This is a genomic window from Ruegeria atlantica (genome assembly GCF_013032455.1).
Lineage (GTDB): Bacteria > Pseudomonadota > Alphaproteobacteria > Rhodobacterales > Rhodobacteraceae > Ruegeria > Ruegeria atlantica_B.
In genome coordinates this window covers 96,841-118,811 of record NZ_WQCF01000010.1, presented here as the reverse complement: position 1 = coordinate 118,811, position 21,971 = coordinate 96,841, and the positions used below count along the sequence as shown (strand labels likewise).

The window sequence follows — 21,971 nt, the reverse complement described above, 5'->3', positions numbered from 1 at the left end:
ATATCTTCGGGGGGAATCGCGCCCCAGCGTGATGGGGGGCAGACAGCCCCCCGCCCGGTCACCAATCAGAGCCGCTCGATGGCAAGCGCGATACCCTGCCCACCACCGATACACATCGTCACCAACCCCTTGGAACCGCCGATACGGTCCAATTCATACAACGCTTTCAAAGTGATGATAGCCCCAGTCGCCCCAACCGGATGCCCCAGGGCAATCGCCCCACCATTTGGGTTTACCTTGGCCGCTTCCAAACCAAGTTCCTGATTGACCGCCAGCGCTTGCGCCGCAAAAGCCTCATTGCTCTCGATGACATCAAAGTCGTCCACTGACAGGCCGGTTTTTTCCATCAGGTTCCGCACAGCGGGAACCGGTCCGATCCCCATCACCTCGGGCCGCACGCCAGCGTGGGCATATCCCAATACGCGCGCCTTGGGCTTCAGCCCGGCTTTCTCGGCCACATCCGCCGTCGCCAAAACCATTGCAGCGGCCCCATCATTGATGCCCGAGGCATTGCCCGCTGTCACGCGCCCATCCTTCTGGAACACCGGCCGCAACCCGGACAGAGCCTCGACGGTCGTCGCCTTAGGATGCTCATCGACCTTGAAATCAACCATGTCCCGCTTGACCTTGACCTGAACGGGCGCGATCTGGCTGTCGAAATACCCTGCATCGATAGCTGCCGCTGCGCGCGTCTGGCTGGTCATCGCAAACTCATCCATCTGTTCACGACTAATCTGATGTTCGTCGGCGACATTCTCCGCTGTCACACCCATATGCCCAGTTCCGAACGGGCAGTTCAGAGCCCCAAGCATCATGTCCAGCGATTTCACATCGCCCATCTTCGCGCCCCAGCGCGCCTGCGGCACGACATAAGGGCTGCGCGACATGCTCTCGGCTCCGCCTGCAACTGCAAACTCTGCATCACCCAGCATCAACGACTGCACCGCCGAAACAATCGCCTGCGCGCCCGAGCCACATAACCGATTCACGTTCATCGAAGGCGTCCCGTTCGGAATCCCCGCCTGCATCGCGGCGACGCGAGACAGGTACATGTCCTTAGGCTCGGTATTGATCACATGGCCAAAAACCACATGCCCGATCTGCGCGCCTTCAACTCCTGAACGCTCCAGCGCGGCTTCGGTCGCCACAGTGGCCAAGTCAATCGGAGAGGTCGAGGCCAGCGCCCCTCCAAAGGTTCCGATCGCCGTGCGGGCGCCGTCCAGAATCACGATATCGGTCATGGGTAACTCCTCCTGCATTTGCGCGCAGTATGCATGTGCCGCTGCCACCTGTCCCATGAGACGTCCCGTCACGGTTGGAATTGACAATCCTACCTGCAAAGCGCATGAAATTCCGTCATGACGGACAACACTGACGATATCCTGACACGCCTGCCCGCCCGCCTGAAAGAGGCCCGCCGGGCCAAGGGGCTGTCGCTGGAAGCGGTGGCCAATCTCAGCGGCGTGTCCCGCTCGATGGTCAGCCAGATCGAGCGGGGTGAAAGTAGCCCCACCATCTCGACCCTTTGGAACCTCACACGCGCCTTGCAAGTAGATTTTGCTGGCCTTCTTGAAGAGAGCAACACAACTGACCAGGTCGAAGTGCTGCGCAAGGCAGAAGTACCCAGCATCGACAATATGGGGCAGAGTTGTCGCATCCGCATCCTCTCCCCCCCAGAAGAAGCCGGTGGCCACGAGGTCTACGATATCGAGTTTGATGCGGACGGAGCCCTAAACAGCCAGCCGCACGCGCGCGGCGCACGGGAACAGCTGACCGTGTTGGCAGGCGCAGTCCGTGTGACCTCGGGTGTCGCATCCCGCGATCTGCAGCAGGGCGACACTGCGCGCTATGCCGCTGACGTGGCGCATTCGATCACTGCTGACGGTCCGGCTCGGGTTTTCTTGATTGTGAAAAACGCCTGACACCGGCAAAAATCCGCCTTTACGGAATTTTGTCTTAAATACTGTAATTCCCCCATTTGGGAATTGTATCCGTTATGTTAGATATGCGACTCATGTAAACGGAGACCGCCATGGCAGATGCATTCCTGTCCCACATCACGGACACCCTCGCGCAGATCGAAGCTGAAGGTCTGTATAAACGCGAACGAATGATTACCTCGCCTCAGGGCGGTGAGATTACGGTTGGCGACCGAAAGGTCATCAACCTGTGCGCCAACAACTATCTGGGACTGGCCGATCATCCGGCGCTAATCGAGGCCGCAACAAATACCATGGGACCAAAAGGCTTTGGCATGGCCTCGGTCCGGTTCATCTGCGGCACACAGGACATTCACCGTGAGCTGGAACAGAAATTGGCGAAATTCCTGAACAAGGATGACGCAATCCTGTTTGCCGCCTGTTTCGACGCGAACGGAGGGCTGTTTGAGCCTCTGCTCGGGCCCGAGGACGCCATCATCTCGGACAGCCTGAACCACGCTTCGATCATCGACGGAGTGCGGCTGTGCAAGGCGAAACGCTATCGCTACATGAACAATGACATGAGTGACCTCGAAGCCTGGCTGAAACAGGCGCGCGAGGACGGGGCACGACACATCATGATCGCGACCGACGGTGTGTTTTCGATGGATGGCTATCTGGCCAACCTGCCGAAGATTCGCGAACTGGCCGACAAATACGACGCCATCGTTATGGTCGATGATTGCCACGCCACCGGCTTCATGGGGCCGAACGGCGCTGGAACGTCGGATCATTTCGGCGTCGACGTGGATATTCTGACGGGAACCTTAGGCAAGGCACTTGGGGGGGCAATCGGCGGTTACATCGCCGGGCCGCAGCCAGTGATTGATCTGCTACGGCAGCGAGCGCGGCCCTATCTGTTCTCAAACTCGCTGCCACCCTCGATTGTCGCCGCCGGACTAGAGGCGATCCGTCTGGTCGAAGAAGGCGACATGCTGCGCGCGCAACTGTTCGGAAATGCCAAATACTGGCGCGCGGGGCTTGAGAAGCTGGGCTTTGACCTACTTCCCGGCGAACACCCGATCATTCCAGTGATGCTGGGTGAGGCCACATTGGCGCAGGACATGGCCTCGCGACTGTTTGATGAGGGCGTCTATGTCTCGGGCTTTTTCTTCCCCGTCGTTCCGCGTGGACAGGCGCGGATCAGGACGCAGATGAATGCGGCCCTGACGAAGGACGAGTTGGACCGCGCGCTGGCGGCCTTTGGCAAGGTCGGCAAGGAATTGGGAGTAATCTGATGCGACCCAATACGATGAAAGCTTTGGAGAAATCCAAGCCCGAAGAGGGCCTGTGGATGGTGCAGGCCCCGGTCCCCGAAATCGGCGCGGATGAGGTCCTGATCCGCATCAACAAAACCGGTATCTGCGGCACCGACATTCATATCTGGAACTGGGATGAGTGGGCCGCCGCCACCGTGCCGGTCCCGATGATCACCGGTCATGAATTTGCCGGTGAGATCGTCGAGATCGGGCGCAACGTGACCGGGCTTGAGATCGGGCAGCGCTGTTCCGGTGAAGGTCACCTGATCACCACCGACAGCCGCCAGAGCCGAGCAGGCAAGTTCCACCTGGACCCCGGCACGCGGGGCATAGGCGTCAACGAACAGGGTGCTTTCGCGCAATACCTGAAACTGCCCGCCTTCAATGTCGTCCCCCTGCCCGATGACGTGCCTGATGAGATCGGAGCCATCCTCGACCCGCTGGGCAACGCGGTGCATACCGCGCTGAGTTTCGACCTGCTGGGTGAGGATGTACTGATCACCGGCGCTGGCCCCATTGGCATCATGGCAGCCGCGGTCGTGCGCCATGCCGGCGCTCGGCACGTGGTGATCACGGATATCAACCCAGATCGACTAAAACTGGCAGAACATGTGGTGCCGACCGTGCGTACTGTCGACGTCTCCAGCGAGGAATTGCAAGACGTCATCACGGAACTGGGTATGAAAGAGGGTTTCGATGTGGGCCTTGAAATGTCGGGCTCGCAGATTGCCTTGGACCAGATGGTCGAGGCGCTGGTGATGGGCGGCAAGATCGCTTTGCTGGGTATCCCGCCCGGAAAATCCCCGGTGGATTGGTCCCGCATCGTGTTCAAGGCCATCACCATAAAGGGCGTCTACGGGCGCGAGATGTTCGAGACCTGGTACAAGATGATCGCCATGTTGCAGAATGGTCTGGATGTCAGCCGGGTCATCACGCACCAGATGAAGGTCGACGATTTCGCCGATGGGTTTGCCGCGATGAAATCGGGACGGTCGGGCAAGGTAGTGCTGGACTGGACCTAACGCTCTGGCGCAGTGCGGGTTCAACCCCTAAACAAGGGGAAACTCAGGCGTTTGGAGGAGCACATGGGCGACAAGGATGATCGGTATCTGGAACGCGGAATCGAGGATTCTCTGGTCACTGATTTCGCGGAAACCCATCGCAAAAGCTATGGCGACTTCCTGCAGCTCAAGACGCTGTTGAACCTGCAAAAGACCTTTCAAGACCCTGCGCAACCCGATGAGATGCTGTTCATCATCATCCATCAGGTCAGCGAGCTGTGGCTGAAGCTGATGCACCATCAACTGGTCGAAACGCGCCACTTCCTGCAACAGGACGATTTCGGTCAGGCGATGAAGAACCTCGACCGGGTGAAGGCGATCCAGCGACAGTTGATCTCGGCCTGGGAAACGCTGCTGACCATGACGCCTGCCGATTACATGACTTTTCGGCAAGCTTTGGGCAATTCATCGGGTTTTCAAAGCTATGGTTACCGTCAGATCGAGTTCATTCTGGGCAACAAGGACGCCGCGACCCTAAAGGTGCATGAGCACGACCCAGAGGTTATAGCGATGCTGACCGATGCGCTTGCGAAACCGTCGCTCTATGACGAAGTGCTGTTTATGCTGGCACGCCAAGGGTTTGACGTGCCGCAGGATCTACTGGATCGCGACTATGCACACCCCTATTCCGGCGACCCGCGAGTGGTGAAAATCTGGGCGCAAGTGTATCGTGACACGGATCGGTACTGGGACCTTTATGCGCTGGCCGAAAAGCTGATGGATGTGGAATCCCTGTTCCAGCGCTGGCGGTTCGATCACGTGACCGCGGTAGAGCGGGTGATCGGCGATCAACCTGGCACCGGCGGGTCCAGCGGTGTCTCTTTCCTACGCAAGGCCTTGGATTTGCGCTTTTTCCATGATCTCTACGATGTGCGTACCGAACTGATGTATGCCGAGCAGGAGTAAGCGATGCTGTACCGGGGTTTCACACGGGAAGAGCTGGACCAGGAATACTCTCCCAGCTCGATGATCGGCGGCGACCTGACGCCTTATCTGGACAGCTACGCCGCGCTGAGCGCACAGCACCGCGCACGGTTGGAGGTGAAAGAGAACCTCTCTTATGGTGACAGCCCCGCGCAAGTTCTGGACTTCTTCCCGGCACGCGTGACCAACGCACCCCTGCACGTGTTCATTCACGGCGGCTATTGGCAAGCCCTGAGCCATCGCGACTCCGCCATGATGGCGCCTGCCATAGTTGAGAGCGGACAAGCCTTTGCGACGCTGAATTACACTCTCGCCCCGACCGCGCGCATCAGTGACATGATCACCGAGTGCCGAGATGCGCTGGTGTGGCTGGCATCTCAGGCCGATACGCTGGGTTTTGATCCGTCGCGGATTACCCTGTCAGGACACAGTGCCGGGGCGCATTTGGCAACCATGGTGATGGCGACTTCGGCCAATGAACTGGCTCGCGCAAGACTACGCGTACGCGATGTGATCCTGATCAGCGGAATTTATGATCTGGAACCGATCAGCCTGACACCCGTCAACGACCCGCTTCAATTGACGCCGGTCGAAGTGCACGACTTGTCACCCATCCTGCACCTGCCCACCCCCGGCCCGCGCTATCACGTGACAGTGGCCGAACGCGACACGCCCGAGTTTATCCGCCAGAGTCGGGATTATGCGGAACTGCTGCGCAAGGGAGGGCATTCGGTCAGTTTTGATCTGAGAAAAGGGATGCAGCATTTCGACATCATCATGCATCCGGGGACGTTTTTGGCCACGTGGTGATAATAAGGGGTATTGAGCATTAGACAGATTTGGCCTTTGCCTCAAAAAGCCAACACAACCAATTCAAACCGTACTTTTTTGACCGAGCCTCGAATGTCCGGTTCGAGCCCAAAGCAGTCTTAACGTTTCTCTTTGGATTTCCCAAATGAGATTGGTTTGGCGATCTTGAGAGCCCGTCTAAGATACCAGGGATATGTCAGATAAGATCCAAAACAGATTGCTGGAACGCAGCGAGGCAGCCTTTGCAGAAGAGGAACGCCGTGGCATTTTGCTGGCCGCCAAAGTTCGCACCGTCGCTTTGGTTCTTGTTCTTTTGTGGCAAGCCATCGACAGTACAGAAACGGGACCGACGTATTACTTCAATCTTCTGGAAATCTTTGTCTTCGTCGTACTCGGCGGGCTTCAGTACGCCGCCGCTCGTACGCGTCATACCGGACTATGGCTCCAGCTGATTTTTGTTTCCCTTGATTGCGCTCTGTTGGCTTTGGTCTTCACGCTAAGCTCACCCTTTAATGATGATCCCCTACCACCGGCCATTGCGATGGATTCGGCCCGTTTCCTCTATTTCTTTATGTTCTTGATGCAGGCGTCTTTCAGCTTTCGACCTGTGCTGGTTGTCTGGTGCGGGCTGAGCATCATTCTTGCCCGCGTAGGAATGTGGGTGTGGTTTTTGAGCCAGCCTAGCGTGTACAGCAACCTAGATTTGCAGGAACAATCTGTAGACTCTTTGCTTGAAGCTGGATCAGACCTCAACTTTCTTTTCCTTGGATATGCAGCGACAGAGCTCCTGGTCGTTTTGATAGTTTCTGCAGGCCTCGCAATCGTAGTGGCGCGTTCCCGTCGGCTCGTGTGGAACTTGCTCTCGACCGAACGAAAACGCGCGAGTTTGGCCCGGTATTTTTCGCCAAATGTTGTCAACCAGTTGAGCAACTCGGATGCCAAGATTGCTACCGCAAGACAGCAGGAAGTCGGAGTGCTATTCGCTGACATTTTGGGTTTCACAAAGCTCTGTGAGAACGCGAACGCCGAGGAGGTGATTGACCTTCTTCGAGGTTATCATGAGCGCCTGGGTAAGGCCGTTTTCGACAACAATGGAACTTTGGACAAATACATAGGCGATGGGCTTATGGCGACTTTTGGAACGCCTGACCCAAGCCCTGACGATCCAGCAAACGCATTGAATTGCTCTTTCGCGATGATCGACGCCCTAAAGGATTGGAATGAGGACAGACTGTTGTCTGGCCTTGAGCCTATCCGTGTAGGCATCGGACTTCATTGGGGCACAGTCGTGGCCGGAGATATGGGGAATGAACGCAGACTTGAATATGGTGTAATCGGCGATACCGTGAATATTGCCAGCAGGATTGAACATCTTACTCGCGACCTCGATGCGCAGCTCGTTGCCAGCGACGAGTTGGTGCGTGCTATCCAAAAAAATTGGGAATGTGCCGAACCTCGACCGACTGACACTTGCTGGCTACCAAGAAATTCGGGGGCGAGCATCCGGTGTAAAGGTTTGGGTCTATTCCGCTGCATAGCCACAATATTAAATAGCAACTTTGTCCGCACAGCCGACGTTTACCCAGACTCACCTCTCATACAGGACAGAATTGTAAGAATTGCGGCACTGGCTGGAATCAGAAAATCTCGCACAAACCAACGAGGTCCTGCGGCCTTCCAAAAAAAACAGCGGCCCTTTCGGGCCGCTGTTTTCTATTTCTATACCGTACCGGATCAGTCCAGCGTTCGGGTGACCTCTTCGCGCTCGAAGATTTCGATCACGTCGCCTGCGCGGATATCGTCGTAGTTCTCGAACGCCATGCCGCATTCCTGACCCGACTGAACCTCGGCCACTTCGTCTTTGAAGCGTTTCAGGGTCTTCAACGTGCCTTCGTGGATCACCACGTTGTCGCGCAGCAGGCGGACGCCTGCGGAACGGCGGGCAACACCTTCGGTAACCAGACAGCCGGCAACCTTGCCGACGCCGGTGACCTTGAAGACTTCGCGAATCTCGGCATAACCGATGAACTTCTCGCGGATCTCGGCGCTCAGCAGGCCGGATGCGGCGGCTTTCACGTCGTCTACGAGGTCATAGATCACCGAGTAATAGCGAATCTCGACACCCTTCTGGTTCGCGGTGTTCCGTGCCGAAGCATTGGCACGGACGTTGAACCCGAAGATCGGTGCGCCGGAGGCTTCGGCCAGACCTACATCCGTCTCGGTAATCGCACCAACGCCCGAATGCAGAACGCGCACGCGTACTTCGTCGTTGCCGATCTTTTCCATCGCCTGAACGATGGCCTCTGCCGAACCCTGCACGTCTGCCTTCATCAGAATCGGCAGCTCGGTGACGTTTTCGTCTTCCTTGGCCTTCTGCATCAGCTGTTCAAGGGTCGTTGCGGCACCAGCGGCGGCGCGTTTGTCTTTGGCAGCTTGCTCACGATAGGCGGCAATCTCACGCGCCTGCGCTTCGGTCTCGGTCACGTTCAGAACGTCACCAGCCTCGGGCGTGCCGTTCAGACCCAGAACCTCGACCGGAACCGACGGACCAGCTTCCTTGACGCGGTCGCCCTTGTCGTTGATCAGCGCACGGACCTTACCGTATTGCTCACCCACAACGAAGATGTCGCCCTGATGCAGCGTGCCGTTCTGAACCAGAACGGTGGCTACGGGACCACGGCCCACATCCAGCTGCGCCTCGATCACGGCGCCTTGGGCGGCGCGATCAGGGTTGGCTTTCAGTTCCAGAATTTCAGCCTGCAGCGCGATGGCTTCCAGCAGCTCATCCAGGCCCTGACCGGTGATGGCCGATACTTCGACGTCCTGAACTTCACCGGACATCTTCTCGACGATGACTTCGTGTTGCAGCAGATCCGTACGCACCTTGTCCGGGTTTGCGTCCGGCTTGTCGACCTTGTTGATCGCCACGATCATCGGCACTTCGGCCGCCTTGGCATGGTTAATCGCCTCGATGGTCTGCGGCATCACCGCGTCGTCGGCAGCAACGACCAGTACCACGATATCCGTGACCTGAGCCCCACGCGAACGCATCGACGTAAAGGCCGCGTGGCCCGGCGTATCCAGGAAGGTCAGCGTGGTACCGCCATCGGTTTTAACCTGATAGGCGCCGATATGCTGGGTGATTCCCCCGGCCTCACCGGCAACGACACGCGCATCGCGGATCGCATCCAGCAACGAGGTCTTACCGTGGTCAACGTGACCCATGATGGTAATGACCGGTGGACGCGGCTGTAGGTCCTCGTCCTTGTCCTCGACCTCTTTGATGACGTCTTCCACGTCCGAATCGGATACGCGGGTGACCTTGTGGCCAAATTCTTCGATGATCAGTTCGGCGGTGTCTGCGTCGATGGTCTGGTTCTGAGTAACCATCATGCCCATCTGCATCAGCGATTTGACAACGTCAGCCACACGCTCGGCCATACGGTTGGCCAGCTCGGACACCATGATCGCCTCGGGCAGCTGAACGTCGCGGATCACCTTTTCCCGCTCGACCGGACCGCCCATGGCTTTCTGACGCGCACGCTCCTGCTTGCGCTTCATCGACGCCATCGAGCGTTGGCGATTGCCTTCGCCACCAGTGGCCTGACCCAGTGTCAGTTTGCCCGAACGGCGGTTGTCATCACGACCCTTGCCACGGCCGCGCTGTTCGCGTTCGCGATCCTGCTTGCGCGGAGTCGCAGCCGGAGCAGGCTTGCTGGCCGGGGCGCGGGCAGCCTTGGGTTCTTCCGGGGTCGGGGCGGCAGCAGCACGTTTGGCAGCTTCTTCTGCCTCTTTGCGCTTGCGATCTTCTTCTTCGGCCTTCTGGCGCGCGCGTTCTTCAGCCTCACGCTGTTCGCGTTCCTTGGCCTCTTGTTCCGCGCGGCGGCGGGCGCGTTCTTCTTCACGCGCCTTTTCGGCAGCCTCGCGGGCGGCGGCCTCTTCGGCCTCACGCGCTTTGGCGGCCTGCAGCGCCTTCATCCGGCGTGCCATTTCCGCGTCAGAGATACCCGCAGGGCGGCGCGACGGATCACCCGACGGCGTCGCTCCGCCACCCGGTTTGCCGGCGCCCGGCTTGGGAACCACCACGCGTTTGCGTTTGGTTTCCACCACGACATTCTTGGTACGTCCGTGGCTGAAACTCTGTTTCACATTTCCGGGGCGTGCCCCGCCACGAAGACCCAATGTCTTTTTGCCGTCATTCTCGCTCATAAAGCTTCTTACCCTTCCGTGCGGCCCCTGCCGCCGTCATCCGTTTCGCGCAAGCCACGCAGGCGCTGCGCTTCCTCTACAACACGTTTGGCGAGTCCACCAGAGGCCAAGGCCGCATGAATCACCGTTTGGCGCCCAAATGCCTGCCCTAACTCGTCCGCCGTCAGCCAGCCGATGTATTTTCCAAAGTGCGGCGTGCTCAATTTCGACTTGCCGCGCCCCGATCCATCTGCGGCCTGAATCAGTACCTGGGCCTCTTCCCGGTCCAGCCACGTTTTGACCTTTTCGTACCCTGCGACCGCGTCGCCGGATTTGCGCGCCAAGCTGAGCAATTCTACCACACGGCGCGCAACTTGCTTTTCAACTTCTTCCGTCAGGTCCTTTGGCACAGTGACCTGCGCCTTGAACCCACGCGCAAACAGCTTCTTGCCCACGGCCTTGTCCAGCGCAGCACGATCTGCCGCCACATAGACCCCCCGACCCGGCAATTTCGCCGCGACATCCGGATAGACCTGACCGTCCGGCCCCGTCACAAAGCGGATCAGCCCGTATTTCGGCTGTACCTCGCCTGTGGCGATGCACTTGCGCTCAGGCCCCTCGGACCGATCCTTATGGACGCCACCGCGACCCATGCACGCACCCCAAGGCCTGGGATCAGGCCTCGGCTTCCTCGTCTACAGCTTCGCCATCTTCTTCGGCTTGCTCCAGCTCGGCCGGGTCAACCCAACCCAGCATGATGCGCGCGGTCATAACCAAATCCTGTGCTTCTTCCAGCGAAACGCCGAAAGGCTCAAGCACACCGTCATCTTTGATACGCTCACCGTCGACCGTGGTCCAGCCACCGGCCAGTTCCCAATCGGCGCATGTGGCAAAGTCTTCCAGCGTCTTCACGTCATCCTTTGCCAATGCCTCTACCATCTGGGGTGTCAGGCCCTCGAATTCAATAAGGCTATCCTCGACGCCCAGCGCACGGGCCGCATCCAGAGCTGCCTTAGCCTGTGCTTCCAAGAATTCACGCGCACGGGTTTGCAGTTCCTGTGCAGTGCCTTCGTCAACGCCGTCGATGACCAGAAGCTCGTCGATCTCAACATAGGCGACTTCTTCGAGGTTGGTGAAGCCTTCGGAAACCAGCAGCTGAGCGAAGAATTCGTCCAGATCGAGCGTTTCCATGAACAGCTGCGTACGGGCTTCGAATTCCTTCTGACGACGCGCTGATTCTTCGGCCTCGGTCATGATGTCGATGTCCAGGTTGGTCAGCTGGCTGGCCAGACGCACGTTCTGACCACGGCGGCCGATGGCGAGGCTCAGCTGCTCCTCTGGAACTACAACCTCGATTTTGCCAGCTTCTTCATCCAGAACCACCTTGGAGACCTCGGCAGGTTGCAACGCGTTCACCAGGAAGGTCGGCTGATCTTCGTTCCACGGGATGATGTCGATCTTTTCGCCTTGCAGTTCGTTTACAACGGCCTGCACGCGGCTGCCGCGCATACCAACACAGGCACCGACGGGATCAATCGAACCGTCATACGAGATCACAGCGATCTTGGCGCGCGAACCGGGGTCACGGGCCACGGCCTTGACCTCGATGATGCCGTCATAGATTTCCGGCACTTCCATCTTGAACAGCTCGGCCATGAATTCCGGCGCGGTGCGCGACAGGAAGATCTGGTGGCCACGCACCTCGCGGCGGACTTCCTTGATATAGGCACGCACGCGGTCATTCGGGCGATAGCTTTCGCGGCCGATCTTGTCATTGCGGCGCAGAACGGCCTCGGCACCGCCCAGATCGACGATGACATTGCCGAACTCCTCGCGCTTAACAGCACCGTTGATGATGGTGCCTGCGCGATCCTTGAATTCTTCGTATTGACGATCGCGTTCTGCTTCACGCACCTTTTGCAGGATGACCTGCTTGGCCGACTGGGCAGCGATACGGCCCATTTCTACCGGCGGTACTTCTTCCACGAAGACATCACCAACTTCAGGCGACTCCATGTACTGTTTCGCCTGTTCGACGGTCATCTCGGCCTGGTAGTTTTCCAGTTCCTCGTCCTCGACCACGGTTCGAACGCGGGTGAAGGTCGCCTTGCCGGTCTTACGGTCGATCGACACGCGGATGTCCATCTCGGCGCCGTAACGGCTTTTGGCGGCGCGAGCGAGCGATTCCTCCATCGCTTCGACAACCAGACCGGGGTCGATCATCTTTTCGCGGGCCACGGCCTCGGCGGTCTGCAGCAGCTCCAGCTGGTTGGCTGAGGTGATTGCCATCAGTTCGTCTCCTCTTCGGACCCTTCGGTCTCAATCTCGTCGAAAGCGTTTTCGTTCAGGGCACCGGCGTCTTTGCGCTGGCGCAACATTTCCTTGATCAGGTCATCGGTCAGGACCAGCTTGGCATCGCTCAGCCAGTCGAATTGCAGACCGATGGTGATCGTCTCGGAGCCTTCGGGGATGTTGATCAGAACCTCATCCCCTTCGATCCCCGCCAGTTCACCCTTGAAGCGGCGACGACCGTCGATCAGTTCGGCGGTTTCGATCTTGGCCTCATACCCTTCGAACGTTTCGAAATCTTTGAGACGGGTCAAAGGGCGGTCGATTCCGGGGCTGGACACTTCCAGCGTGTATGCGTCGAGAATCGGGTCCTCAACATCCAGAGTGGCGCTGACCGCGTTCGAGATTTCGGCGCAGTCATCCACTTCGATGCCGCCATCGGGCTTGTCAGCCATGATCTGCAGTGTGGTCTGCTTACCGCTCATCAGGCGGATGCGGACAAGCTCATACCCCAGATCCTCAATCACGGGGGTGATGATCTCGGCCAGTCGCCTGTCAATGGCAGCTTTGGCTATCAGGTCGTTTGTCATCAGGTTCTCTACCCTGTCATACGGGCACAAAAAAACGGGCGCGCGGCCCGTCGATCTTTTCCGGTGGAGCCCCGGACCGAAGCCCGACACGCCGCTGTTGAAACTGCATATACGCAGGGTTTGTCGAAACTGCAACCCCCGGCAGGCGTCGTGAACGGATTTACGCCCGCCACCACCGTTCGGCAATACGCCCGTCGTCCAGCGCGCGTCTCGCCCCGATCTGGCGCGGCATACCCACATGCGGGGCCACGGCCAGCGCCATGTCCGATTCGCTGGGGTGATAGCGCAGGCCGCGCTGGCCTCTCAAATCATCACTCGCGGGCAGCGCCGCAACATCCACATAACCGTCCCGCAGGGCCTCGGCTCGGATGCGGGCGTCGGGGATGACGATAATCTCGAACGCCTCGGCCCACCCGGCCGCACCGTCCTTGTAGTGCCCCGCCACCTTGCGTCCTAGGAAATGTCGATCATCTTCGGCCCGTTCCACACGGTAGCATCCAGTGCCGTTGGCTGTGGGCAGAGGCGTCACACCCTGCCCGTCCCGCGTGATGACAAAGCGGCTGTCGGCCAGCAAGAAGGGCAAGCCCGGATTGGCCTCGGCCAATTCCAACCGCACCGAGTCGGTCGTCAGCGCCTCGGCCTGTCCAACCTCACGAAGAACCGCGACCACATCTTCTACTGCCAGCGCCGCGCCATCGTGGAACGTGATGCCTTGGCGCAAGTCAAAGCGCCAGATACGCGCGTGGGCATCGGTGTGCCAGCCTGTTGCCAGTTCACCGCGCAAGGTGCCGTCGGGCGCGATCTCGGTCAGGGTGTCGAACACGGCGCCCCGGGCCACCTGCTCTAGGCTGTCATCGCGCGGCACAGCCAACCGCAATGTGCCGCCCTTTTTCGGCGTATCCGCTAAAGACGCGCCCGTGGCTGCAAGCAGCGCAGCCGCAGCACCCGAGGCGAACAGAGCACGACGGTCCATCCGAGTCATGCCACCCCCTCGGCCACGCGGTCCATGATGCGGACTAGCTCGGCGCTGATTCCGGGTTCGGACAGGGCATGGCCTGCATTGCGCACCATTTTCAACTCTGCATTGGGCCAGCGTTCAGCCAGGCTCCAGGCGGCTTGCGGTGGGCAGATCATGTCGTAACGCCCCTGCACGATATGGCCGGGGATGTGGGCGACCTTGTCCATCTGATCCAAAATCTGGCCATCTTTCTCAAGGAAAGCACCGTTGATGAAATAGTGATTCTCAAGCCGCGCAAAGGCACGGGCATATTCGCCGGGGCTTTCTCCGACGCCACCCGGTGCGTGGACCGATGCCAGCGCGTTTTCCCAGGCCGACCAGGCCCGCGCGTACAGAATCTCTGTGGCGCGGTCACCCGAGAACAAGCGCTTGTTATAGGCTCTGATCGTGTCGGACAGCTCATCTTCGGTCAGCAGAGCGGTGAATTTGGCCCATTGCTCGGGCCAGAACTTGCCTGCACCGCCGCCATAGAACCAATCCAGCTCGGCCTGCGTAGCCAGGAACACACCGCGCAGCACCAAACGAGCGACCCGATCAGGATGTGCCTGAGCGTAGATCAAAGCCAGGGTCGCCCCCCAACTGCCGCCGAACACAATCCAATCGTCGATATCCAGCAGGGTCCGCAGCCGTTCGATATCGGCCACCAGATGCCAAGTGGTGTTGTCAGTCACCGACGCATGTGGCCGCGAGCGCCCGCAACCGCGTTGATCAAACAGAATCACCCGATAGACATCGGGATCAAAATACCGCCGCATCGCCGGGCTACAGCCGCCACCGGGTCCTCCATGCAGCACCACAACCGGTATCCCTTTCGGATTTCCGCATTGTTCCATATAGATGCGATGGCCTTGGCCCACATCCAGCATGCGCTGATCGAAGGGGTCGATCGGCGGGTGCAGATATTGAACTGCGCGCTTTTGGTCCGGGTACTTGTCCATTATGGCCCTATATAGTCCTTAAACGTAAAAGAGCATACGGAGACAGGAATGCAAGCGCATCCGAACACTGTGGACCCGTCCGAGATCGCAAAATTCGAAGCGATGGCGGCAGAGTGGTGGGACCCTCACGGAAAATTCAAACCGCTGCACATGATGAATCCGTGCCGTCTGGATTATATCACACAACAGATTGCGGGCGAGTTTGACCGTGATTTGAAGGCGCCAAACCCCTTTCAGGACCTGCGTTTGCTGGACATTGGATGCGGCGGCGGCTTGCTGAGCGAACCGATGGCCCGCTTGGGCGCTACGGTCGCTGGTGCAGATGCAGCCGAGGGCAACCTGCCCGTCGCGCGCATTCACGCCGAGCAATCCGGGCTGGACATCGACTACCGCCATACCACCGCCGAGGCGTTGGCCGAGGCGGGCGAGCAATTCGATGTAGTTCTGAACATGGAAGTGGTCGAGCACGTAGCGGACCCGCTGTCCTATCTGACAGCCACGCGGCAACTACTGAAACCCGGCGGGTTGCAGATTTGCTCAACCATCAACCGCAACCCGAAATCCTATGCGATGGCGATTTTCGGGGCTGAGGTCGTCATGCGCTGGCTGCCTCGCGGGACGCATGAATGGAACAAATTCATCACCCCGGATGAGCTGTTCGACCTGCTGAGCCAAGCCGGGCTGGAGCCGGTAGACCGCAAGGGATTCGTGTTCAACCCGATCCTGTGGAGTTGGTCGATCTCGGACCGGGATCTGAGCGTGAATTATGTGACGGCGAGTGTGAAGCCAGGTTGAGGTAGATATTTGATTCGATCTTTGAAATACGCGCTGTGGCGCACAATATTTTGTTGTGCAGCTGTTTCCGCTGCTACCTTATTCAATTGCCCACGTGTCTCAGCGCAAGAAGCAGGAAACGCACTAGGTGGGTTCGTGTATGAGCATGAAGGCGTTCCGCTGTATGGCTATGTAAGCGATCCAAAAGTTTCTGAGTCGGTTCGGGAAATTGCGGATCGATACCTGTCCTCAAGCTCAAACAAGTATGATCTGATTAGGGCGGAGTTCTTTGCTGTCTTTATCGCCCCTAAAATAGTTTCGGAAGGCAAGTTTGTGGATCCATTCGGTTTAGAACCGACCGAAGAGACGATAGATATATTTGCTTCACACAAACTCTCTAACGAAGGATGCAACGTCGGAAGAATTAACGCCACTAATGAAGACGAAAAAGGGGACTATTTTATATGGCTTGTCCATGGTGGCAAATATGAGGGCGTGGATGGAATAGAATCCTGTCTTCTATTCGCGGCGGCGGCTGCCGCTGGGGTTGGCTTGCAAGGCAACCCAAAAATGCAGGCCAATGATTTGCAGCTGCTTCTAGATGCGTTGATCTTGGGAATAAGGTGAATACACAAACCTGTGCTTAAAAGCAGATCGTTTTAAAACCCAAGGGCAAAAAGTGAACAGTGCCTCGTTAAGTACCAAGAAGCCAAAATTCTTAGACTTCACGTCTGACCGCGGTAGTCTTCGGTCTGACATAGGACAACGGATTTCGCCCCTACTCCCCCTCCAACTGCAACCGCAAATCCCGCAGCACAGGCAACGTGCTGCGGACCCGCTCCAGCCCCAGCTCTCCGACCACGCGGTTGATCAGCGGGGCTATCGACGAAATCGCCTGATCCCGCGCCCGTTTACCGGCGGGGCTGATTGCGACCATCTTGCGGCGGGCGTCGTCCCAGTCGGGGCGAATGTGGATGTATCCGGCCCATTCCAGCTTGGCCAACGTATTGGTCATCGCACCGCGCGTAACGTGAAATGTATTGGCCAGCTGCGCCGGGGTGCGCTCGTCGCCGACAAAGACCAGATGGTTCAGCACCGAGAAATGCGAGATTTCCATGCCCTTCGGCAGCACCCGGCTCAGCCGGTTGCGCAACAATTGATCGGCGGTCAGGATCTCGCTGAACAGCGTGACCGCAAGGGCATTTTTCTCGTCCGTCATAGCTCGGTTCTGGGTCAGGGCCCGTCGAAAGGCCGCACGTGAGTCAATGAGGGCACCCGACGGCGCGCCTCTGTCACAGAACTATCATCCAAATCGAAAAAGTGAATGCCTGGATCGGTCCCTGCGTCGATGACGACCTCTCCCCACGGGGCTAAAACCATGCTGTGACCGTATGTAAAGCGCGTCTTACCACGGGTTTTCGGGTGTTCGCCTGTCTGCGCTGGGGCCAGCACCCAGCAGCCGGTCTCAATCGCGCGTGCTCGCAACAGCGATTCCCAATGTGCAGCACCGGTGACCGGTGAAAACGCCGCCGGAACGGTAAGGATTCGCGCCCCCGCCTGCGCCAGCGCGGCGTATAGATGTGGAAAGCGGATATCGTAGCAAATAGTCAGGCCAACCTTGCCAAAATCGGTCTCGGCAATCACCGCTTTATTGCCGGGGCGGTAGTTTTTAGACTCGCGGAAGGTTTCGGTTTCCGAGACCTGCACGTCGAACATATGAATCTTATCATACCGCGCCACGATCTGCCCCTGAGGGTCGATCATGAAAGAACGGTTGGCAAAGCGCCCGTCGGCATCATGGGTCTTGATTCCAAGGGAACCGATCAACAGCCAGACGCCCAGCGCGGCGGCCTGATCCCGCAATCCCGCCAACGTCTGGTCATCCTCGTCGTGCTGCAGAACTTCGCGCTGCCGCGTCGTGCTTGTCGAGACGCAGTTTGTCACCTCGGGCGTCAGGATGAACCGCGCGCCCTGACTTGCAGCCTCGGCCATCATGTCACGCACGGTGGCCAGGTTTTCGGCCGGGTCATCCGACGAACAAAGCTGCAGCAGCGCAGATTTCATTACGCCGCCAGCAGAGGATCCAGCTTGCCCTGCCTCTCAAGCTCATAGAGATCGTCACAGCCGCCCACATGCCGCGTTCCAATGAAAATCTGCGGCACGGTGCGCTTGCCACCAGCGCGTTTGATCATCTCGGGCTTACGTTTGGGATTCGTCAACACATTGACCTCTGTAAACTCGACGCCTTTCTGTTTCAGCAAACGCTTGGCCGCATGGCAAAAGCCGCACAGCGGCGAGGTGTAGATTTCAACCGGTTTCATTTTCGTCCCTTTGGTTTCGCACAATCTTGAGCGAATTAGGCATCCTTGGCAACGCGCGCCAGAGCCAACACGAAAATATGATTTGCCCCCGCTGCAAGGCAGACACGCGCGCAGGCCGCCAATGTCGCGCCCGAGGTCATGACGTCATCCACAAGCAATATATCCCGTCCTTGCAGCCAGTGCTGCCGCCTGGGATGCGGCGCTATCGCACCAGAAAGAGCCTCTGCCCGCTCAGTCGCCGTCTTGCCATCCAGGACCGGTGTTCGAACCCGGCGCTGCAGAAGGTCCGGACAAACGTCCAGCCCGGTCTGCAGCCCCAAATGCCGGGCCAGAAGTGCGGATTGATTATACCGCCGTCGGAGCAGCCGCGACCAATGCAGCGGAACCGGCGCAATCACCATGTCATCGTGAAACAAACCCTGCCCGGCCCGCGCCATCCAAAGTGCAGCAGGGCGTGCCAGCTCGGGCCGGTCCCCATGTTTCAAGGCCAGAATCAACGACCGGGCCCGCCCGTGGTAGAGCAGCGCCGCCCGCCCGTCTTTCCACGGGCGCGGTGTTTTCATGCAGTCATCGCACTCGATCCTGTGACCATCTGCCTCGCCTGGCAAGGGCACTCCGCAACTATGACATACTAACCCGCCAATAAACGGTGTGTCGCGCCAGCAAGTACCGCAGAGCCCGAAATCCGACTCAGTCAATTCCCCGCAACCCAGACAACGCGGCGGGTATATCAGCTCAACAGCGGTTTGAATTCGCCGCCGTATGCGATAATTGCGCCTTATGAAGCTGCCTGACTCCACCGCACCCTCTTTATTTGACCGCTTGGCCCTAGACCGGCATCGCGCCCGCGCGCAGCACGAGGCGCTGTTTCTGCACCACGCCGCCGTGGACGAGGTACAGGATCGGCTCTCCATGGTTAATAAAACCTTTACGGTCCCGGCGATCGTGACGCCGTTTGCGCATATCTGGCAAGACGTGCTGCCCGATGCACGGATCGTCGAGGATGCAGACGTACTGGACCTGACCCCCGGCGCGCATGATCTGGTGATACACGCCATGGCGCTGCATTGGGCCAATGATCCGGTTGGGCAACTGATCCAATGCCACCGCGCGCTGCGGCCCGACGGGTTGTTGCTGGTGGTGTGTCTGGGTGGCGAAACCCTGCACGAGCTGCGCGCCGCCCTCGGGCAGGCCGAGATCGATGTCACCGGCGGCCTCAGCCCCCGCATCGCGCCGATGGCTGAACTGCGCGATCTGGGCGGTTTACTGCAACGGGCGGGGTTTGCGCTGCCGGTGGCCGATACCGCGCGTCTGACGGCGGAATACCGCGACCTGACTCACCTGATGCACGACCTGCGTGCGATGGGAGAAACCAACAGCCTGACTGATCGCATGAAGCGACCCACACGGCGGCAGGTCATTGCTCGTGCGCAGCAGATCTATGCCGAACATTTCACCACATCTCAGGGTCGCTTGGCGGCAACTTTCGAACTGATCTGTCTGACCGGCTGGTCACCCGACGAAAGCCAGCAGAAACCGTTGCGCCCCGGATCGGCCAAAGCGCGCCTTGCGGATGCGTTAGGAACAAAAGAAGGCAAACTGTCCGATTGACGACTGCCCATTTCCGGTTATCTCAGCCGGTACAGAGAAATCTCAGGAAGCTTGAAATGTTTGATGCCACTCGTCCCGATCATGCACCGACAGACCACCCCAAGGTCAAAATGGGCCGTGTCGGCATCCTGCTCGCAAATCTGGGTACACCTGACGACTACAGCTATTGGCCGATGCGCCGCTATCTGAACGAGTTTCTGTCGGATCAGCGCGTCATCGACTATCCCAAATGGAAATGGCAACCGATCCTGCAGGGTATTATCCTGACCAAACGCCCCTTCAGTTCGGGCGAGGCCTACAAATCGATCTGGAACCACGACAAGGGCGAAAGCCCGCTGATGACGATCACCAAAGACCAGACCGCCAAGCTGCGTGACGCGATGCAGGCGCGTTATGGCGATCAGGTGCTGGTCGAATTCTGTATGCGTTACGGCAACCCGTCGACCAAATCCAAAGTGCGCGAGATGGTGGCCGCGGGATGCGACCGCATCCTGTTCTTCCCGCTTTATCCGCAATACGCGGGTGCCACGACCGCCACGGCCAATGATCAGTTCTTTCGCGCCCTGATGGAAGAGGCATGGCAGCCCGCCACCCGTACCGTTCCTGCCTATTTCGACGAACCCGCCTATATCGACGCTTTGGCCGGATCGGTGGAAAAGGCTTATGCGGCGATGGAGACCAAACCCGACATTCTGGTCTGTTCCTATCACGGCATGCCAGAGCGGTACCTGCAGCAGGGCGATCCATACCACTGCCAATGCGCCAAGACATCTAGGCTGTTGAAGGAACGTCTGGGCTGGTCTGATGATCAGCTCGTATCAACATTCCAGTCGCGATTCGGACCTGAGGAATGGCTGAAACCCTATACCGTCGATCACGTGGCCGAACTGGCCAAACAGGGCAAAAAGAATATCGCCGTCATCGCACCAGCGTTTTCCGCCGATTGCATCGAAACACTGGAAGAGATCAACGAAGAGATCAAGGAAAGCTTCGAGGAAGCAGGCGGTGAGAGCTTCACCTATATCCCTTGCCTCAACGATGATGATTCGCACATCGCGGCCCTGGGCAAGGTGATCGAAGACAATCTAAAGGGCTGGCTGGACTAACCGGTCCTATTCATCAGCATTCGGTCAATCAGGCATGAAAAAAGGCGGTGGAGCGATCCACCGCCTTTTCTCTAGATGACGCTCGTCAAATTAGCTTGCTGCAACAGCTGCGGCAACAACAACCAGCAGGATCAGCGGCAGGATGATGCCCTGCGACGAACCTTGAGTTTCCTCAACAACAACCGGTGCTTCAACAACCGGCTCTTCCAGGTTACCGGCATATGCGGTCGAAGCAGCAGCGGTCAGTGCAGCGGCGAGAACGAGTTTTTTCATATTAACCTCCAGAATTTGCACGGCTCCAGACAGCGAAACCGCGCACCCAAGACTTACCTCGTATGTTTTTACTAATCAGCTATGCGACTGGAATGCAATTAGAACTTGCGTCGCAAGCGGCTTCGTGCGCGAATTTGTCGTCAAATTAGCAACACTTGCGTACCAACTTTCGCCATTGAAAACAGTTCCTGGATATCCTCGTTGAACAATCCGATGCAACCGTTCGACGATCTGCGACCAATTTTGCGCGTATCATGCGTTCCGTGGATGCGATAATATTTCCAACTCAGGTATAAAGCGTGTGTTCCCAACGGGTTATCTGGACCCGGTGGAATGTAGTCCGGCCATTCTGGATTACGCTTTTTCATCGACGGCGTCGGAGACCAGCTGGGTCCTTCCACTTTTCGGATCACGCTGGTGCGGCCGCGGCGGGTCAATTCCTCGGTCAATGGCACCGAGGAAGGGTAGAGTTTGTAGATACTTTGGTCATCCGACCAATAATGCAGGGCACGCGACACGGTATCGACCAAAATGGCGCCGTTTCTCGTGTTCGAGAAATAGGGTTGCCAGTCCAGTGCACGAAAACCCGAGATGTTGCGGCGCACTTGCGGCTCTGGCTCTGGCGCAGGGCGCAGTGGATCACCGGGGATGTATTGAGCTATCGCAGGTGAGGCCAGTACGGCGGACGCTCCGGCAAGAAAACCCCGGCGCGTAGATTTTTGAATATGTTTCTTGACCATGACGAACGGTCCTTTGCTAAGGCCAAACTGAAAATCTGTCGCATTCTATTGCCAGAATGCTTCAGTCGCAAATCAAACCGGCAGATTCAC

23 protein-coding genes are annotated in these 21,971 nt (G+C 58.3%); 10 read left to right on the top strand and 13 right to left on the bottom strand.

Annotated features, from left to right (window positions below; all coding sequences use genetic code 11):
• Nucleotides 1-65: 65 nt before the first annotated feature.
• On the bottom strand, nt 66-1,241 hold the full coding sequence (locus GOW93_RS16720; protein WP_170386841.1) for an acetyl-CoA C-acyltransferase family protein: 1,176 nt from the start codon (nt 1,239-1,241) through the stop codon (nt 66-68).
• A 117-nt stretch (nt 1,242-1,358) separates the two neighbouring features.
• On the opposite strand from GOW93_RS16720, the gene GOW93_RS16715 reads away from it, so the two are divergent.
• The 6 genes from GOW93_RS16715 to GOW93_RS16690 all read left to right on the top strand — a co-directional run bounded on the left by GOW93_RS16715 (nt 1,359) and on the right by GOW93_RS16690 (nt 7,840).
• Nucleotides 1,359-1,922 (top strand): helix-turn-helix domain-containing protein, encoded by a 564-nt coding sequence (locus GOW93_RS16715; RefSeq protein ID WP_170386840.1) that lies wholly within the window; start codon nt 1,359-1,361, stop codon nt 1,920-1,922.
• A gap of 110 nt (nt 1,923-2,032) precedes the next feature.
• Complete coding sequence (locus tag GOW93_RS16710; RefSeq protein WP_170386838.1) at nt 2,033-3,217, top strand: glycine C-acetyltransferase; 1,185 nt, start codon at nt 2,033-2,035, stop codon at nt 3,215-3,217.
• Nucleotides 3,218-3,231: 14 nt separating this feature from the next.
• Nucleotides 3,232-4,260, top strand: a complete 1,029-nt coding sequence (tdh, locus tag GOW93_RS16705; RefSeq protein WP_170386874.1) for an L-threonine 3-dehydrogenase — start codon at nt 3,232-3,234, stop codon at nt 4,258-4,260.
• A gap of 63 nt (nt 4,261-4,323) precedes the next feature.
• The gene (locus tag GOW93_RS16700; protein WP_170386837.1) at nt 4,324-5,205 is read left to right on the top strand and encodes a tryptophan 2,3-dioxygenase; all 882 of its coding nucleotides are present in this window, start codon (nt 4,324-4,326) and stop codon (nt 5,203-5,205) included.
• A gap of 3 nt (nt 5,206-5,208) precedes the next feature.
• Entirely contained in the window at nt 5,209-6,033 is an 825-nt protein-coding gene (locus tag GOW93_RS16695) for an alpha/beta hydrolase (RefSeq protein WP_170386836.1), read from the top strand.
• 193 nt (nt 6,034-6,226) lie between these two features.
• Nucleotides 6,227-7,840: an adenylate/guanylate cyclase domain-containing protein gene (locus tag GOW93_RS16690; RefSeq protein ID WP_170386834.1), complete on the top strand. Its 1,614-nt coding sequence runs from the start codon at nt 6,227-6,229 to the stop codon at nt 7,838-7,840.
• Here GOW93_RS16690 and infB read toward each other — a convergent pair.
• From infB to pip, 6 genes are all read right to left on the bottom strand, one after another.
• A complete protein-coding gene (infB, locus tag GOW93_RS16685) occupies nt 7,768-10,242 on the bottom strand; it encodes a translation initiation factor IF-2 (RefSeq protein ID WP_170386832.1) in 2,475 nt (824 codons plus the stop codon). The two genes, GOW93_RS16690 and infB, sit on opposite strands and share 73 nt — an antisense overlap.
• Nucleotides 10,243-10,250: 8 nt before the next feature.
• Entirely contained in the window at nt 10,251-10,874 is a 624-nt protein-coding gene (locus tag GOW93_RS16680; RefSeq protein WP_170386830.1) for an RNA-binding protein, read from the bottom strand.
• A gap of 22 nt (nt 10,875-10,896) precedes the next feature.
• The gene (nusA, locus tag GOW93_RS16675) at nt 10,897-12,510 is read right to left on the bottom strand and encodes a transcription termination factor NusA (RefSeq protein WP_170386828.1); all 1,614 of its coding nucleotides are present in this window, start codon (nt 12,508-12,510) and stop codon (nt 10,897-10,899) included.
• Nucleotides 12,510-13,100, bottom strand: a complete 591-nt coding sequence (gene rimP / locus GOW93_RS16670) for a ribosome maturation factor RimP (protein ID WP_170386826.1) — start codon at nt 13,098-13,100, stop codon at nt 12,510-12,512. Before rimP ends, nusA begins: the two co-directional genes overlap by 1 nt.
• A gap of 160 nt (nt 13,101-13,260) precedes the next feature.
• Complete coding sequence (locus GOW93_RS16665; protein WP_170386824.1) at nt 13,261-14,082, bottom strand: ABC transporter substrate-binding protein; 822 nt, start codon at nt 14,080-14,082, stop codon at nt 13,261-13,263.
• Complete coding sequence (pip, locus tag GOW93_RS16660; RefSeq protein WP_170386822.1) at nt 14,079-15,056, bottom strand: prolyl aminopeptidase; 978 nt, start codon at nt 15,054-15,056, stop codon at nt 14,079-14,081. Before pip ends, GOW93_RS16665 begins: the two co-directional genes overlap by 4 nt.
• Before the next feature lie 48 nt (nt 15,057-15,104).
• Here pip and ubiG point away from each other — a divergent pair, with 48 nt between their 5' ends.
• Complete coding sequence (gene ubiG, locus GOW93_RS16655; RefSeq protein WP_170386820.1) at nt 15,105-15,851, top strand: bifunctional 2-polyprenyl-6-hydroxyphenol methylase/3-demethylubiquinol 3-O-methyltransferase UbiG; 747 nt, start codon at nt 15,105-15,107, stop codon at nt 15,849-15,851.
• A 21-nt stretch (nt 15,852-15,872) separates the two neighbouring features.
• Nucleotides 15,873-16,457, top strand: a complete 585-nt coding sequence (locus GOW93_RS16650) for a hypothetical protein (protein WP_170386818.1) — start codon at nt 15,873-15,875, stop codon at nt 16,455-16,457.
• Between the two features lie 151 nt (nt 16,458-16,608).
• Here GOW93_RS16650 and GOW93_RS16645 read toward each other — a convergent pair whose 3' ends face one another.
• The 4 genes from GOW93_RS16645 to GOW93_RS16630 are packed head-to-tail and all read right to left on the bottom strand — an operon-like array spanning nt 16,609 to nt 18,951.
• Nucleotides 16,609-17,049, bottom strand: coding sequence for a MarR family winged helix-turn-helix transcriptional regulator (locus GOW93_RS16645; protein ID WP_170386816.1), 441 nt, complete (start codon nt 17,047-17,049; stop codon nt 16,609-16,611).
• A 14-nt stretch (nt 17,050-17,063) separates the two neighbouring features.
• On the bottom strand, nt 17,064-17,894 hold the full coding sequence (locus tag GOW93_RS16640; RefSeq protein ID WP_170386814.1) for a carbon-nitrogen hydrolase family protein: 831 nt from the start codon (nt 17,892-17,894) through the stop codon (nt 17,064-17,066).
• Entirely contained in the window at nt 17,894-18,151 is a 258-nt protein-coding gene (gene grxC, locus GOW93_RS16635; protein WP_170386812.1) for a glutaredoxin 3, read from the bottom strand. The genes GOW93_RS16640 and grxC overlap by 1 nt, the downstream gene beginning before the upstream one ends.
• A 35-nt stretch (nt 18,152-18,186) precedes the next feature.
• A complete protein-coding gene (locus tag GOW93_RS16630; RefSeq protein ID WP_170386810.1) occupies nt 18,187-18,951 on the bottom strand; it encodes a double zinc ribbon domain-containing protein in 765 nt (254 codons plus the stop codon).
• Here GOW93_RS16630 and GOW93_RS16625 point away from each other — a divergent pair.
• Together GOW93_RS16625 and hemH are read left to right on the top strand one after the other, a co-directional pair.
• On the top strand, nt 18,932-19,762 hold the full coding sequence (locus tag GOW93_RS16625) for a methyltransferase domain-containing protein (protein ID WP_170386808.1): 831 nt from the start codon (nt 18,932-18,934) through the stop codon (nt 19,760-19,762). The genes GOW93_RS16630 and GOW93_RS16625 overlap by 20 nt on opposite strands.
• A gap of 56 nt (nt 19,763-19,818) precedes the next feature.
• Entirely contained in the window at nt 19,819-20,868 is a 1,050-nt protein-coding gene (hemH, locus tag GOW93_RS16620) for a ferrochelatase (protein WP_170386806.1), read from the top strand.
• A 90-nt stretch (nt 20,869-20,958) separates the two neighbouring features.
• On the opposite strand, the gene GOW93_RS16615 is transcribed toward hemH, so the two are convergent.
• The gene (locus tag GOW93_RS16615; RefSeq protein ID WP_010442520.1) at nt 20,959-21,141 is read right to left on the bottom strand and encodes a hypothetical protein; all 183 of its coding nucleotides are present in this window, start codon (nt 21,139-21,141) and stop codon (nt 20,959-20,961) included.
• A gap of 140 nt (nt 21,142-21,281) precedes the next feature.
• Nucleotides 21,282-21,881 (bottom strand): L,D-transpeptidase, encoded by a 600-nt coding sequence (locus GOW93_RS16610; RefSeq protein WP_170386803.1) that lies wholly within the window; start codon nt 21,879-21,881, stop codon nt 21,282-21,284.
• Between the last annotated feature and the right edge of the window lie 90 nt (nt 21,882-21,971).

Coding starts and splice junctions, on each gene's coding strand:
- GOW93_RS16720 (WP_170386841.1), bottom strand. CDS start 1,241: ATGACCGATATCGTGATTCTGGACGGCGCCCGCACGGCGATCGGAACC.
- GOW93_RS16715 (WP_170386840.1), top strand. CDS start 1,359: ATGACGGACAACACTGACGATATCCTGACACGCCTGCCCGCCCGCCTG.
- GOW93_RS16710 (WP_170386838.1), top strand. CDS start 2,033: ATGGCAGATGCATTCCTGTCCCACATCACGGACACCCTCGCGCAGATC.
- tdh (WP_170386874.1), top strand. CDS start 3,232: ATGAAAGCTTTGGAGAAATCCAAGCCCGAAGAGGGCCTGTGGATGGTG.
- GOW93_RS16700 (WP_170386837.1), top strand. CDS start 4,324: ATGGGCGACAAGGATGATCGGTATCTGGAACGCGGAATCGAGGATTCT.
- GOW93_RS16695 (WP_170386836.1), top strand. CDS start 5,209: ATGCTGTACCGGGGTTTCACACGGGAAGAGCTGGACCAGGAATACTCT.
- GOW93_RS16690 (WP_170386834.1), top strand. CDS start 6,227: ATGTCAGATAAGATCCAAAACAGATTGCTGGAACGCAGCGAGGCAGCC.
- infB (WP_170386832.1), bottom strand. CDS start 10,242: ATGAGCGAGAATGACGGCAAAAAGACATTGGGTCTTCGTGGCGGGGCA.
- GOW93_RS16680 (WP_170386830.1), bottom strand. CDS start 10,874: ATGGGTCGCGGTGGCGTCCATAAGGATCGGTCCGAGGGGCCTGAGCGC.
- nusA (WP_170386828.1), bottom strand. CDS start 12,510: ATGGCAATCACCTCAGCCAACCAGCTGGAGCTGCTGCAGACCGCCGAG.
- rimP (WP_170386826.1), bottom strand. CDS start 13,100: ATGACAAACGACCTGATAGCCAAAGCTGCCATTGACAGGCGACTGGCC.
- GOW93_RS16665 (WP_170386824.1), bottom strand. CDS start 14,082: ATGACTCGGATGGACCGTCGTGCTCTGTTCGCCTCGGGTGCTGCGGCT.
- pip (WP_170386822.1), bottom strand. CDS start 15,056: ATGGACAAGTACCCGGACCAAAAGCGCGCAGTTCAATATCTGCACCCG.
- ubiG (WP_170386820.1), top strand. CDS start 15,105: ATGCAAGCGCATCCGAACACTGTGGACCCGTCCGAGATCGCAAAATTC.
- GOW93_RS16645 (WP_170386816.1), bottom strand. CDS start 17,049: ATGACGGACGAGAAAAATGCCCTTGCGGTCACGCTGTTCAGCGAGATC.
- GOW93_RS16640 (WP_170386814.1), bottom strand. CDS start 17,894: ATGAAATCTGCGCTGCTGCAGCTTTGTTCGTCGGATGACCCGGCCGAA.
- grxC (WP_170386812.1), bottom strand. CDS start 18,151: ATGAAACCGGTTGAAATCTACACCTCGCCGCTGTGCGGCTTTTGCCAT.
- GOW93_RS16625 (WP_170386808.1), top strand. CDS start 18,932: ATGAAGCTGCCTGACTCCACCGCACCCTCTTTATTTGACCGCTTGGCC.
- hemH (WP_170386806.1), top strand. CDS start 19,819: ATGTTTGATGCCACTCGTCCCGATCATGCACCGACAGACCACCCCAAG.
- GOW93_RS16615 (WP_010442520.1), bottom strand. CDS start 21,141: ATGAAAAAACTCGTTCTCGCCGCTGCACTGACCGCTGCTGCTTCGACC.
- GOW93_RS16610 (WP_170386803.1), bottom strand. CDS start 21,881: ATGGTCAAGAAACATATTCAAAAATCTACGCGCCGGGGTTTTCTTGCC.